Raw genomic sequence first — 11,564 nt, 5'->3', positions numbered from 1 at the left:
GTCAAGGGGACATCCGGTTCCAGGTGCCGAGGCAAGTAAATGCCGCAGCAGACGGCGAATATGCGATCGAAGCAGGACCAGGACGAGAGGCAATTGGTATGGGCGGATTTGTCAGCGGGATGATCGTGGGAACGGTCGTTGTCCTAGTGTTGGGGGCAGTGGTGTCTCTGAACACGCCTCTGACGAAAAAACCGGAAGTGGCCGTGTCCGCTCCGCAACCCGAGGCGGTAGAAGTTTCCGAAACCTCCGGAGAGGCGACGGATACCGTTGGCGATGCCGATCTGTTGGACCTGCCGCCAACCGAACCCGAATCCGACTTTGACCAGACCGACACACTGGCCGAATTGTCGGATGTCGAGATCGAGCCTGAAGCTCAGCCCGAGATGACAGCGCCTGCCGCACAGGTCGATGAGCCTGCTGCAGTGCCTTCAGCACCGGTTAGTGTTTCCACAGAAGCACCTGTTGCGCCGCAGGCACCGCCGCTGGTGCAGGGATCACCCAGCGTCGAGACCTTGCCTGAAGTGTCGCTGGACGCGCCCGAAGCCCAGCCCGAACCGGTTGTCGAGGTTGAGGCGCAGCCTGAAGTTGCCGAAGCTGCTGTCCAGCCTGAAGTCGCCGAAGCCGCGGTCCAGCCTGAACCCGAAGTTGCAGAGGTTGAGACCGAGACGGAACCCGAAATCGCTAAGGTCGAACCTCAACCCGATTCCGAGGGTGTGCCTGAAACCGAATCCGAGGCCGCTCCGGACGCTGAACCCGATGTGGCCGACACTGAGGTGACTGAGGCAGAAGAAAACCCGTTTGAAAACAGCCCAATTGCCGTCGAAGGTGACGAAGACACAGCGCCACGCGATCTGCCTCGTATTGCGTCCGTTCCCCAGATCGGAGGAGAAGGTGAAGCCGTCACTGTTCCGAGTGTTGGCACGCGCGTTGTGCCCCTGACCGAACGTGATGATTCCGCTCAGGCCACTGAAACTGGCACGGATCTGCTGGCTCCGGGCAAGCCGATCGAGGCTTATGCGGCCGAATTTGATAACCCCGAGGCCAAGCCCCTGATGTCCATCATCCTGATCGACGATGAGGGCGCTTACGGTGCCGAGGCCTTGCAGGACTTCCCGTACCCGCTGACCTTTGCGGTCAGCCCCTCTGATCCGGAGGCTGCCGAAAAGATGAACCGGCACCGCGAGGCCGGTTTCGAAGTTCTGGCGCTGGCCGATCTGCCCGAAGCCGCCAGCGCGCAGGATGCCGAAGTATCTTTGGCCGTTTGGCTCGAAGAACTGCCGGAAACGGTTGGTATCCTCGAAGGCGTGGACTCGGGCATCCAGGGCAACCGAAAGCTGGCCGACCAGGTGGCCGCGATTGCCGCGGGGACCGGGCGTGGGCTGATCACGCAGGATAACGGGTTGAACACCGTGCAAAAGCTGGCCGCCCGCAATGGCGTGCCCTCGGGCGTGATCTTCCGGGATATCGATGGCGCGCGTCAGGACCCCAAGATCATGCGCCGTTTCCTGGATCAGGCCGCGTTCCGCGCCGGGCAGGAAGGAACTGTCGTGATGCTGGGCCGCCTGCGCCCCGACACGATTTCGGCCCTGTTGCTATGGGGGCTCGAGGACCGGGGCAACCGCGTCGCAATGGCTCCGATTTCCGCAGTGATGATGAATAACGCAAAATAAATTCGGCCTGAGTAGTCACCCAGGAATTTATTTTAATCGGTTGATGAAAACAAAGGACGTTCTTGTGACGATTCTTTCGTGGCGCCAAATCCCTTGGATTTGGTGAATACCCGCGTACATGGTTTAGATATTAGTATGAAGAGAAGTACTTTTGCGAAACCAACAAGTTTGTATTGGCGCATTCGGATGAGCGCGAGCTTTTACGTACTCCGGTCTTGGACAAACAATTCCACTTTGTATTCCAGGGAACCAGCGGCTGCCACCATACGGGGCGTCTGACGAACGAGCGGGGAAAATGGGTGTCCGGCTCCGTTTACACTGAGCTGGTAAACGTTGTTGTAAGCCCTAAAAGGAAGTTCATCATTGAACAAACAGCTTATGAAATAGCACAGATTCTCTTACCCAACCCAGCCATTGCCAGCCTGCCGGACCCTGACGACGCCAACCCGGACAAGACGCCGAATCTGGTGGTCAGTTCGGTTGAGATCAGTTTGCATGACGTGCCCTCGGACAGTGGCTTGTGCCTGGAGTTGGCCGCGCCCATTCCAACCGGAGAGTATTCGAAACGTTGGTTCGGAGGGGCAAAAGCCCAAATAAAGGCAGCAAAGAACGCTGCGAAGAAGGGTGAATGGCAACCAACAGTAACAGAGTTCCACTTTCAACAGATAGAAAACAAACGCCAAAGCGCGTTTATCAGATTTCACTGGCAGCAATAGGCTATGTCGAAAGAGATGGAGAACATCCTGAAGGCGTTTCCGTCTTTCCTTTCCCTAGTTTCGGAAAGCGGGAACCCGTTTGTCGAGGACAAAGGGAAAAAGAAAAACGCTGGAAACTGCAACTAAAGCTGTTTGGTATTTAATACCTTTCCACTTTTTTGCCTTCCTTGGAATGTTGCCCGTAGCGTCCAACAATACAACAATTCTGATTTTTGTGGGGTTCGCGTCCCTGCTTGGACTCAGTTGGGTCGGAACCATCATTGGCGTCGTGGCGGCAAAACTGAGTGGCTGGGGGTAGGCCAAGCGCGAGAACTGTGTCGCAACATGGGTCGCGTCATTGTTTATTACATGGTTCTATTGCGTTGCATTTATCAGCCTGTTCAATTTCTCCAGCTGGGCGCTTCGCCTGAAATTCGAAACTTGGCCTAATATTTTCAATGAAGTGCAGCACTACATCAATCGTACGATCTTCGATGTCGTGTCAGCTGACGTATGGGTCATACTGGGCGTGCCGATCATTGCGTCGATTGGAATGCTGATTTCCTTGCCGCCCAATCGCCGAGGCACAGTGCCTCAGCGGATCATTCTCGCGGTCGTCTGTGCCGGAGCTTGCGCAGTTTTCATCTATTTCTGCAAAGATTTCCAAGCGCCCAAGATCGGCGGCGCGGCCTCTACGCAGTAAAAAGTTGTGCTACGAGTTTCCGTTTCCGGTGAACCGGGCCGCATCGGCTGCGGCGCGGCGAATGGCGTTCGATTTGTGAACGGTCTCCATATATTCGTACTCGGGGTCACTGTCGTAAACGACGCCGCCACCGGCCTGAATATAGAGCTTTTGGTCTTTCACGATGGCTGTCCGCAGGGCGATACACATATCCATATCGCCACCGGCACTGAAATACCCGACACCGCCGCCATATACACCGCGCTTTTCCGGCTCCAGCTCGTCAATGATCTCCATCGCGCGCACTTTCGGCGCGCCCGAGACGGTGCCAGCTGGCATCCCGGCAAAGAAGGCGTCCAGCGCGTCCTTGTCTTCGGCCAGCTCTCCGACCACGTTCGACACGATGTGCATCACGTGGCTGTAGCGTTCGATGATGAACTCTTCGGTCGGGCGCACGGTGCCGATCTTGGACACGCGACCGGTGTCGTTGCGTCCCAGATCCAGCAGCATCAGGTGCTCGGCCAGTTCTTTCTTGTCGGCCAGCAGATCGGCCTCGTTGGCCTTGTCCTCTTCGGGTGTCGCACCACGCGGGCGCGTGCCAGCGATCGGGCGGATCGTGACCTCATCCCCGAAGACCCGCACCAGAATCTCGGGGCTGGCACCGACGACCTGAAAGCCACCGAAGTTGAAATAGAACATGAAGGGCGACGGGTTGGTGCGCCGCAAAGAACGATAGAGCGCAAACGGTGGCAGCGGGAAATCCTGCGTCCAGCGTTGCGCCGGAACTACCTGAAAGATGTCACCCGCGCGGATGTATTCCTTTGCCTTTTCAACGGCTTCTATATAGCCGGACTTGGTGAAGTTCGACACTGGCGGCGCAATTTCGGAGGCATCGCCCAGATCACGGGTTTCGGCGGGCATGGCGCGTTCCAGATCGCGTACGGCGTCCATCACACGTTCAGCGGCCTGCGCATAGGCGGCCTTGGCCGATTGCCCCTCGGCCACCCAGGCGGGGGACACGACGGTGACTTCGCCTTTGACACCGTCCAGAACGGCAATAACCGACGGGCGCAGCATGATTGCATCGGGCAGGCCCAGCGGGTCGGGGTTCACGTCGGGCAGGTATTCGACCAACCGCACCATGTCATAGCCCAGATAGCCAAACAGCCCCGCCGCAGCCTGTGGCAGGTCGTCGGGCAGTGCGATGCGGCTTTCGGCCAGCAACGCGCGCAGGTTGTCCATCGGGTTGCCGTCCTGCGGGTCGAACGCCTCGGCATCGAAGCGAGCCGAGCGGTTCAGTTCCGACGTTTCCCCGCGACACCGCCAGATCAGGTCCGGCTTCATGCCAATGATCGAATACCGCCCGCGGATCTCTCCACCGGTCACTGATTCCAGCATGAACGCGTCTTTCTGCGCACCCGTCAGCTTGAGCATCAGGGACACGGGCGTATCCAAATCGGCTGCCAGACGGGTGTAGACGACCTGGTTTTCGCCAGCCTCATAGGCGCGGGCGAAGCTGTCAAACTCGGGGGTCAGGGCCATATTCGGTCTCTTTTAATAGCTCGACTGCACGGCGTTCAGCGCGCGCTGATCAATCACCGGGCGGGCGCGGGCCTGGGCATCGCGCACATAGGCGTCAAAAATGTTCTGGGCGAGCGCCTGGTTCAACTGAGCCTCGAGAGCGGTCTTGGTCTGACGCAGCTCGTCGGTTTCAGCAGGCGCAAGCAACTCTTCCAGACGGACGATGAAGGCCGAACCGTCACCGGGAACAGCGCGCAGTTCACCGGGTTTCATTTCGAAAACCTGCACCATGAAATCCGCAGGCACATCGTTCAGGAACGCGGTGCGGGTCAGGGCGTTTTCCACGCGGAAAGGCAGGCCGGTGGTGGTGAAATCACCATCTGTCTTCAACTGCTCCAGAACCGCGTTGGCCTGTTCTTCCAGTGCTTTGTTCGTCTCGGCCTGCGTCCATGCAGCCGCCACGCGCTCGCGCGCTGTCTCCAGCGGTTCGGGGCGTTGGGGCAGAACCTCGTTCAGGCGCAGGGCAAAGATCGAGCCGTCCTCAAGGAACGCAACCTCCGGGAAATCGCCTTCGTTTACCGCTTCGGCGGCGGTGCGGAACCCGTCATAGGCGGCAACGCCATCGTCGCTTTGGCGGGTCCAGCCGATCTGACCCAGTTCCATCTCGGTCTCAGAAGTCAACTCTTCCAGAGTGGCGCCACCGGCCAGCATGTCATTGATGTCTTCGGCCTGTGCCTCGATCTGACGGCGGGCTCGGTCGGCGGCCAACTCCTCGCGCAGGGCGGGAGCGGCGTCTTCGAACGAGGTATTGTTCTCGGCCAGCGAGCCATTGATGCGGAACAGCGCGGGGCCAAAGGTAGACGGCAGCGGGCCAACCACGGTGTCCAGATCGGCGGCAAAGATAGCCTCGGCCGCATCGCCCAGATCCGCGCGGGTCACGTCGCCAAGATCAATATCGCTGAGTTCCAACTGGCGGTCACGCACCAGCTGTTCAAACGTGGTGCCGCCGACCTCAAGCTGCGCCATCGCGGTTTGCGCGGCTTCCTCGCTGGGATAGGTCAGGCGTTCGACCAGACGGCGCTCGGGCTGATGGAATTCCGAGGTGCGCTGATCATAGAGGCGACGTACCGAGTCTTCATCAACCTCGACACTGTCCAGCAGCATTTCCGGCGACAGGATCGCATAGGTCAGCTGCTTGGTACGGGGCAGGGTGAACTGATCCGTGTTTTCATCATAGTAGGCCTGAACCTGTTCATCCGTGGGGGCAGCAACAGGGGTGGTCAGCGCATCCGGTCCAACCGTGGCCACGGTAAAGCTGCGGCGGGCACCGACATAATCGGTCAGCACTTGCGTCAGAACCGAGGGCATCTCAACCCCGCTGACTACCGCGTTCTGCACGATGGTGCGCGAGGATTCCTTGCGCAGGTCGTTTTCGAATTCGGTATCCGTCATCCCGACCTGTTCCAGCTGGAACTGATAGGCATCACGGTCGAACGAACCATCAACACCCTGAAACGCTTGAATAGCGACGATTTCCTTTTGCAGGTTCTCGTCACCGATGGAAATGCCCAGCTCACCAACTTCGTTGTCCAGCGCGGCCAGAGCGGTGAGGCGCGACAGGGCCAGTTGGTCCAGTCCGAACTCATGTGCCTGCGACATTTGCAGGGGCTGGCCGGTCTGGCTTTCGACTGCGCGGATTTCGCGCTGCAGCTCGCGGACGTACTCGTTGATCGAGATGTCTTCGTTACCCACCTGCGCAACGGTGCGCACGGTGCCGGTCAGGCTGGTTGCGCCAAAGCCCGCAAGGCCCAGCATCAATAGGCCCATGATAATCCAGACAAAGGTCTTCGATAGGTTTTTAACGCCTGCGGCCATGGTGCCCTCTTATTGGTGTGGCAAGAAACTGCCCTGTCGGTTGCGGCCCTGAATACGATGCGCGCCGCCGGGGGGCAAGCTCAGAAGGACAGAGCCTGAAGGCGGTCGAACAATTGAGCGATCCCGGCGCGGTCGAGATTGGCGAATGCAATGCGAACCTGACGTTTTCCAGCCGGATCATCGTCGGGCATGAACATTGTGCCGGGCAGCAGCAGGATACCGGCTTCGGGCACAAGGCGGCGGGCCAGTTCGTCCGAAGGGATGTCGAACGGATGCTCGAAATAGGCGAAATAGGCCCCCAGCCCCAGTAGACGCCAGCCCTTGTCGGTCAGGCGGGGCAGTTCTTCTTGAATCGCGGCGCGGCGGTCGAGGATTTCTGCGCGTTCTCCGGCCACCCATTGCGACAGGTTCTGCATCCCCCAGAGCGCCGCGAACTGGCCGATCTGGCTGGGGCAGATTGCCACTGTATCCAGAAACTTCTCGATCTCGGCCAGAAGGTCTGCACCGGTTACGATCGCGCCAACACGGTGACCGGTCAGGCGATAAGCCTTCGAGAAGGAATAGAGGTGGACCAACGTCTCCTGCCAGTTCGGCTGGCTGAACAGGTCATGCGGCGGGCCGCTGCGGCTGTCGAAGTCGCGATAGGTTTCATCGACCAGCAGACGGAGACCCTTTTCACGAGCTAATTCGTAAAAGGCACGCACCAGATCCGAGGGGTATTCCACACCGCCCGGATTGTTCGGAGTCACCAAGGCGATGGCGCGGGTCCTGTCGGTGATCAAAGCGCGGGCCGCATCGGGATCGGGCAGCAGGTCATCATCGGTTTTCAGGTCAATGGCGCGCACGCCCGCCATATCCAACCACATTTTATGGTTGAAATACCAGGGGGTTGGCAGAATGACCTCGTCCCCTTCGTCCGTGATTGCCGAAATCACCGCCGCAAAAGCCTGATTGCAGCCCGAAGTGATTGCGACCTGATCCGAAGCGACCACGGCGGCATAATGCCAGCCGATCTGCGCCGCCAGTTCCGCGCGCAATTCAGGATTGCCCAGAACCGGCCCATACAAATGTGCGCTGTCCTCGGTCACGGCAAACTCGGCCATGGCCTGACGCAGCGCCAAGGGCGGTGGATCAACCGGCGCGGCCTGGCTGACATTGATCAGAGGTCGGTTCTCGGGAAAGACCACGCCTTCCAGCCAGCGCCGCGCCTCCATCACCGGAGGGGCAAAGGTGGCGGCGGTGCGTGTCCGGGTCATGCGTGGTCCTGAATGTTCAGCAGCGGATCAGTCGGTGCCGCGATAGGGCTCGACATATTGCAGGGCCATGTCCCACGGGAAGAAGATCCACGTGTCCTGGCTGACCTCGGTGATGAACGTGTCCACCATCGGGCGGCCCTTGGGCTTGGCGTAAACGGTGGCGAAATGCGCCTTGGGATACATCGCGCGCACCAGCTCCAGCGTTTTTCCGCTGTCGACCAGATCGTCGATGATCAGAACGCCCTCGCCATCGCCCATCAGATCGGCGTCGGGGGCTTTCAGCACCTCGGCTTCGCCCTGCGCCTGATGGTGGTAGGACCGCACGCTGATCGTGTCGACAGTGCGGATGTCCAACTCGCGGCTGACGATCATCGCGGGGGCCATGCCACCGCGGGTGATGGCGACAACGGCGCGCCATGCGCCGTCATCCGGGCCCTGACCGTCGAGCCGCCACGCCAAAGCGCGCGAGTCGCGGTGAATCTGGTCCCAGCTGATGTGAAAGCCTTTTTCGTGGGGCAGGCGGTCTTTGGCGCTCATTGTTCTTAACCCTTTTCAACGTCCGGGGCGTCGACGGCCTTCATGCCGACGATGTGATAACCCGAATCCACGTGCAGATTCTCACCGGTGACGCCGCTGCTGAGATCGGACAGCAGATACAGCGCCGACTTACCCACATCGTCAATGGTCACGTTGCGGCGCAGGGGCGAGTTATACTCGTTCCACTTCATGATATAGCGGAAGTCGCCGATGCCGCTGGCGGCCAGGGTCTTGATCGGGCCGGCCGAGATCGAGTTGACGCGGATACCGTCCTTGCCCAGATCCTCGGCCAGATATTTGACCGACGCCTCCAGCGCGGCTTTTGCAACGCCCATCACGTTATAATGCGGCATCACCTGTTCGGCGCCGTAATAGGTCAGGGTAACGGCGCTGCTGCCTTCGGACATCATCTTTTCAGCCCGCTGCATCACGGCGGTGAAGGAATAGACCGACACATCCATGGTCAGTTTGAAATTCGCGCGGCTGGTGTCGACGTAACGACCGCGCAGTTCGTTCTTGTCCGAGAAACCGATCGCGTGAACGATAAAGTCCAGCTTGCCCCATTTCTCTTCCAGCGAGGAGAACAGCGCATCGATCGATGCCTCGTCGCTTACATCGCAGGGCAGCACGATTTCGCTGCCCAGTTGCGCTGCCAGCGGGTCCACCCGTTTCTTCAGTGCATCGCCCTGATAGGAAAAGGCAAGTTCGGCTCCGGCTTCGGATAAAGCGCGGGCAATTCCCCATGCAATCGATTTATCATTGGCCAGTCCCATGATGAGGCCGCGTTTTCCGGCCATCAACTGATTTGACATGTTCGGTTCTCCGCCTGTCTTCGCGTCATGTTGCGTTGGTTTATGCCATTGGATGCGCTGCTTCAAGGCCGCGCGCTCTTGCCCACAGCGGGTTCTCGCCCTAGGGTAGTTAATAAAAGTTTCCGGGGGATGGAAATGACCGAGCATGGTGGCATTTTCGCTGGCACCGATCCGTTTAAAATTTCGGAGCGGTGGCTGGGGGAGGCCAAAGACAGCGAATTGAATGATCCCAACGCCATAGCGTTGGCGACCGTGGACCCGGACGGGATGCCCAATGTGCGCATGGTGCTGTTGAAAGAAATCGAATCCGATGCCTTCGTGTTTTACACCAATTACGAAAGCACCAAGGCGGCCGAGCTTGAATCGGCGGGCAAGGCGGCATTTGTCATGCATTGGAAATCTTTGCGGCGGCAAATCCGGGTTCGTGGTACAATAACTCGGGAAAACGGGCCGCAAGCCGATGAATATTATGCGTCCCGCTCATTGAAGAGTCGTCTTGGGGCTTGGGCCTCGAAACAGTCTCAGCCCCTCAGCAGCCGGTCTGCCCTTATGGCAGAGGTTGCAAAGGTGACTGCGAAACTGGGGCCGAATCCTCCGCGGCCGCCGTTTTGGGGTGGATACAGGCTGGTACCGACCGAGATCGAGTTTTGGGCCGATGGAGCCTTCCGGCTGCATGACAGGTTCCAGTGGCGCCGGGATCAGGTGGGCTCGGCATGGGAAGTGCAGAGGTTGAATCCATGACGTTCGCGTATCGTGAAATGCAACGGGCAGGAAACAAAGGGTTTTTTCAGCTTGAATTTGCGCGCCATTCCCATACACATCGGACCCTTAACGAACTGTTAAAACTCGCGATGGGAAAACCGTGCCAGAAGATCTGAACAACATGTATCGCGTCCGTGGACACGTGAAATGGTTCGACCCTGCCAAAGGGTACGGGTTCGTTGTGTCCGACGAAGGTGGTCCGGATATTCTGTTGCATGTGAACGTGTTGCGCAATTTCGGTCAAAGTTCTGTCGCCGATGGTGCCGGGATCGAGATCATGACGCACCGCACCGACCGCGGTGTTCAGGCGGTCGAGGTTGTCAGTGTCGATCCGCCCGCACGGACCGACTCGATGATGCTGGCGGATTTTGCCGAGCTTGATCCCGTTGTGATCGCAGAAGCGCCGCTTGAGGCCGCGCGGGTGAAATGGTTCGACAAGGGCAAGGGGTTTGGTTTCGCCAATGTTTTTGGCCGGAACGAAGATGTATTCCTGCATATCGAAGTGTTGCGCCGGTCCGGTCTTGCCGACCTGCAGCCGGGAGAGGCGCTGGCGATGCGCGTGATCGATGGCAAACGTGGGCGCATGGCGGCTCAGGTCCTGGCCTGGGAAGCTGCGTTGGACGACTGATTTTCATGACCAGACTTTTCGCGGTTCTTGCAAGTGTAACAATGCTTTGGACCGGAGAGGTTCTGGCCGCGTGCCGTGACGATCGTGTTGGGCTGCGCAACGATAAGACTCAGATTACCTTCAATATCGAATTGGCGATAAGCCCACAGGACAGAGCGCGCGGCCTGATGTTCCGCGAGTCGCTGCCGCAGCGCTCGGGGATGCTGTTCGTCTTCGATCCGCCGCAGCCGGTTGCGTTCTGGATGAAGAACACACTGATTCCCCTGGACATCATATTTGTGGATCGCGCCGGTAGCGTGATCCGCGTGCATGAAAACGCGGTTCCCGGCGATGAGAGTCCGATTGAGGGCGGCGATTCGGTGTTTGCGGTTCTGGAAATCAATGCCGGGCTGGCTGCCCGCTACCTGATCACTCCGGGAACCCAGATGCAGCACGAAATTTTTTCGCAAGGTCCTGCAATTTGGCCCTGTTAGGGCTTTTCAAATCAGATGGGCATCGTTAGGAAGGCGCACGGTCCGGGGCGTGGCGCAGTCTGGTAGCGCACCTGTTTTGGGTACAGGGGGTCGTAGGTTCGAATCCTGCCGCCCCGACCACTTCTTTCCTTTATATCGGTGAACCACCCATCGTCTGGAACAGCGCACCAAGCGCCTGATCCAGGTTTTTGCTTTCCACTGGGACGTTGACCGCAGGGCCTTGTTGCTGGGGAACGCTAAAGAACAGCTCGGCATCCACGCGATAGCCCGATGTGTTTTTGGTCGATGTCATGCGCATGACACTTTTGGGCAGGTCCTGCGGGTATCCATCATAGTTGAGAATCAGAAAAGCGGTTGTGTCAGGTGGCAGCAACTCGGTGCATTCGTAGACCCGATTCCCGATTTTCTGGAACTGCTCACCGGGGCCGGCGCATTGGGTTTCGAACGTATCAAAAAGCCGGTCGGGGTATGTGTCGAACTGCGCGCTGCGCGTTGGCGGGGGCACATCTTGTGGTGTGCAGGCCACGATCAACGCCGTTACGGGAAGTAATCGAAACACCAACATTGGATCTGGCCCCCTCGATAATTCGTTTTTCACGAAATGATTTTTGTCCAACCCACCGGCGAGCGGTTTTATTGATTCTCGTTCAGCC

The 11,564-nt window shown here is 58.8% G+C and carries 12 protein-coding genes and 1 tRNA gene; 7 read left to right on the top strand and 6 right to left on the bottom strand.

What is annotated here, in order from left to right; translation table 11 throughout:
• Positions 1-98: 98 nt before the first annotated feature.
• From GOX88_RS03430 to GOX88_RS03420, 3 genes are all read left to right on the top strand, one after another.
• Positions 99-1,670: a divergent polysaccharide deacetylase family protein gene (locus tag GOX88_RS03430; protein WP_170399217.1), complete on the top strand. Its 1,572-nt coding sequence runs from the start codon at positions 99-101 to the stop codon at positions 1,668-1,670.
• Positions 1,671-1,843: 173 nt separating this feature from the next.
• The gene (locus GOX88_RS03425; protein ID WP_217354190.1) at positions 1,844-2,386 is read left to right on the top strand and encodes a hypothetical protein; all 543 of its coding nucleotides are present in this window, start codon (positions 1,844-1,846) and stop codon (positions 2,384-2,386) included.
• Positions 2,387-2,723: 337 nt separating this feature from the next.
• Positions 2,724-3,068: a hypothetical protein gene (locus GOX88_RS03420; RefSeq protein WP_217354189.1), complete on the top strand. Its 345-nt coding sequence runs from the start codon at positions 2,724-2,726 to the stop codon at positions 3,066-3,068.
• A 9-nt stretch (positions 3,069-3,077) separates the two neighbouring features.
• Here the strand turns inward: GOX88_RS03420 and trpE are convergent, their stop codons facing one another.
• The 5 genes from trpE to fabI all read right to left on the bottom strand — a co-directional run bounded on the left by trpE (position 3,078) and on the right by fabI (position 9,048).
• Entirely contained in the window at positions 3,078-4,589 is a 1,512-nt protein-coding gene (gene trpE / locus GOX88_RS03415) for an anthranilate synthase component I (RefSeq protein ID WP_170399209.1), read from the bottom strand.
• Between the two features lie 12 nt (positions 4,590-4,601).
• On the bottom strand, positions 4,602-6,443 hold the full coding sequence (locus GOX88_RS03410; RefSeq protein WP_170399206.1) for a peptidylprolyl isomerase: 1,842 nt from the start codon (positions 6,441-6,443) through the stop codon (positions 4,602-4,604).
• A gap of 80 nt (positions 6,444-6,523) precedes the next feature.
• Positions 6,524-7,699 carry an aminotransferase gene (locus tag GOX88_RS03405; protein WP_170399203.1) on the bottom strand — a complete coding sequence of 392 codons (1,176 nt, stop codon included), beginning with the start codon at positions 7,697-7,699 and terminating at the stop codon, positions 6,524-6,526.
• A gap of 27 nt (positions 7,700-7,726) precedes the next feature.
• Positions 7,727-8,236: a xanthine phosphoribosyltransferase gene (gene gpt / locus GOX88_RS03400; RefSeq protein WP_170325041.1), complete on the bottom strand. Its 510-nt coding sequence runs from the start codon at positions 8,234-8,236 to the stop codon at positions 7,727-7,729.
• A 5-nt stretch (positions 8,237-8,241) separates the two neighbouring features.
• On the bottom strand, positions 8,242-9,048 hold the full coding sequence (fabI, locus tag GOX88_RS03395) for an enoyl-ACP reductase FabI (RefSeq protein ID WP_170325040.1): 807 nt from the start codon (positions 9,046-9,048) through the stop codon (positions 8,242-8,244).
• Between the two features lie 135 nt (positions 9,049-9,183).
• On the opposite strand from fabI, the gene pdxH reads away from it, so the two are divergent.
• The 4 genes from pdxH to GOX88_RS03375 all read left to right on the top strand — a co-directional run bounded on the left by pdxH (position 9,184) and on the right by GOX88_RS03375 (position 11,031).
• Entirely contained in the window at positions 9,184-9,789 is a 606-nt protein-coding gene (pdxH, locus tag GOX88_RS03390; RefSeq protein ID WP_170399200.1) for a pyridoxamine 5'-phosphate oxidase, read from the top strand.
• A gap of 142 nt (positions 9,790-9,931) precedes the next feature.
• Complete coding sequence (locus tag GOX88_RS03385; RefSeq protein ID WP_174826042.1) at positions 9,932-10,438, top strand: cold-shock protein; 507 nt, start codon at positions 9,932-9,934, stop codon at positions 10,436-10,438.
• A gap of 5 nt (positions 10,439-10,443) precedes the next feature.
• A complete protein-coding gene (locus GOX88_RS03380; RefSeq protein ID WP_170399195.1) occupies positions 10,444-10,911 on the top strand; it encodes a DUF192 domain-containing protein in 468 nt (155 codons plus the stop codon).
• Positions 10,912-10,954: 43 nt separating this feature from the next.
• Positions 10,955-11,031, top strand: a tRNA-Pro gene (locus tag GOX88_RS03375).
• 10 nt (positions 11,032-11,041) lie between these two features.
• On the opposite strand, the gene GOX88_RS03370 is transcribed toward GOX88_RS03375, so the two are convergent.
• Positions 11,042-11,476, bottom strand: a complete 435-nt coding sequence (locus GOX88_RS03370) for a hypothetical protein (protein WP_170400244.1) — start codon at positions 11,474-11,476, stop codon at positions 11,042-11,044.
• Positions 11,477-11,564: the final 88 nt, after the last annotated feature.

Source organism: Ruegeria arenilitoris, assembly GCF_013030985.1.
Lineage (GTDB): Bacteria > Pseudomonadota > Alphaproteobacteria > Rhodobacterales > Rhodobacteraceae > Ruegeria > Ruegeria arenilitoris_B.
This window is presented reverse-complemented; position numbering and strand designations above follow the sequence as displayed.

What these genes read in the sequence shown, in the direction of transcription:
- GOX88_RS03430 (WP_170399217.1), top strand. Translation starts at nt 99, where the DNA reads ATGGGCGGATTTGTCAGCGGGATGATCGTGGGAACGGTCGTTGTCCTA.
- fabI (WP_170325040.1), bottom strand. Translation starts at nt 9,048, where the DNA reads ATGTCAAATCAGTTGATGGCCGGAAAACGCGGCCTCATCATGGGACTG.
- GOX88_RS03370 (WP_170400244.1), bottom strand. Translation starts at nt 11,476, where the DNA reads ATGTTGGTGTTTCGATTACTTCCCGTAACGGCGTTGATCGTGGCCTGC.
- GOX88_RS03405 (WP_170399203.1), bottom strand. Translation starts at nt 7,699, where the DNA reads ATGACCCGGACACGCACCGCCGCCACCTTTGCCCCTCCGGTGATGGAG.
- gpt (WP_170325041.1), bottom strand. Translation starts at nt 8,236, where the DNA reads ATGAGCGCCAAAGACCGCCTGCCCCACGAAAAAGGCTTTCACATCAGC.
- pdxH (WP_170399200.1), top strand. Translation starts at nt 9,184, where the DNA reads ATGACCGAGCATGGTGGCATTTTCGCTGGCACCGATCCGTTTAAAATT.
- GOX88_RS03385 (WP_174826042.1), top strand. Translation starts at nt 9,932, where the DNA reads ATGTATCGCGTCCGTGGACACGTGAAATGGTTCGACCCTGCCAAAGGG.
- trpE (WP_170399209.1), bottom strand. Translation starts at nt 4,589, where the DNA reads ATGGCCCTGACCCCCGAGTTTGACAGCTTCGCCCGCGCCTATGAGGCT.
- GOX88_RS03380 (WP_170399195.1), top strand. Translation starts at nt 10,444, where the DNA reads ATGACCAGACTTTTCGCGGTTCTTGCAAGTGTAACAATGCTTTGGACC.
- GOX88_RS03410 (WP_170399206.1), bottom strand. Translation starts at nt 6,443, where the DNA reads ATGGCCGCAGGCGTTAAAAACCTATCGAAGACCTTTGTCTGGATTATC.